The sequence below is a fragment of the Mesorhizobium sp. M4A.F.Ca.ET.022.05.2.1 genome (assembly GCF_003998845.1).
Taxonomy (GTDB): domain Bacteria; phylum Pseudomonadota; class Alphaproteobacteria; order Rhizobiales; family Rhizobiaceae; genus Mesorhizobium.
The window spans coordinates 1-528 of record NZ_RZOJ01000822.1 but is presented as its reverse complement, the minus strand read 5'-3'; the positions used below and the strand labels follow the sequence as shown (position 1 = coordinate 528).

Here is a 528-nt window from a genome sequence, read left to right as displayed (position 1 = left end):
ATCACCGGCGACCCGCGCGCCGGCAAGACGCTGTTCTTCCGCGCCATTGCCGGGCTGTGGCCGTGGGGCAGCGGCCGCATCGGCATGCCGACCGGAGCGGCGCCGATCTTCGTTCCGCGCACCCCCTATTTCCCGCTCGGCACGCTACGTGAGGTGCTGAACCACACCGACGACATCACGGTCGAGGATGCCGAGATCGCGGCGGTGCTGACGGAAGTCGGCCTCGAACGGCTTGCCTCCTCGCTCGACCGTTCGGCGCGCTGGGAGCACGAACTGGCCGATGACGAGCAGCGCCTGCTTGCCGTCGCCAGGCTCGCGCTCAGGCGGCCAAAATGGGTGATCATCGACGAGGCGATGGACACGTTCGACGGCGCGACGCTGCGGCGCGTGCTGGCGATGCTGGAGAAGCGCCTGCCGGATGCCGCCATCCTCAACATCGGCCGCGGCCAGCACAACAACCAGTTCTTTCCGCGCTCGCTGACGATCGTGAAGGATACAGCCGGATCGGCGCTGAAGCCCGCGCGGGTC

1 protein-coding gene is annotated in these 528 nt (G+C 68.6%); it reads left to right on the top strand.

Going from position 1 to position 528, the window contains the following annotated elements; all coding sequences use genetic code 11:
- A partial coding sequence (locus tag EN745_RS35625) for an ATP-binding cassette domain-containing protein (RefSeq protein WP_127423362.1) occupies nucleotides 1-528 on the top strand: 528 nt, incomplete at both ends.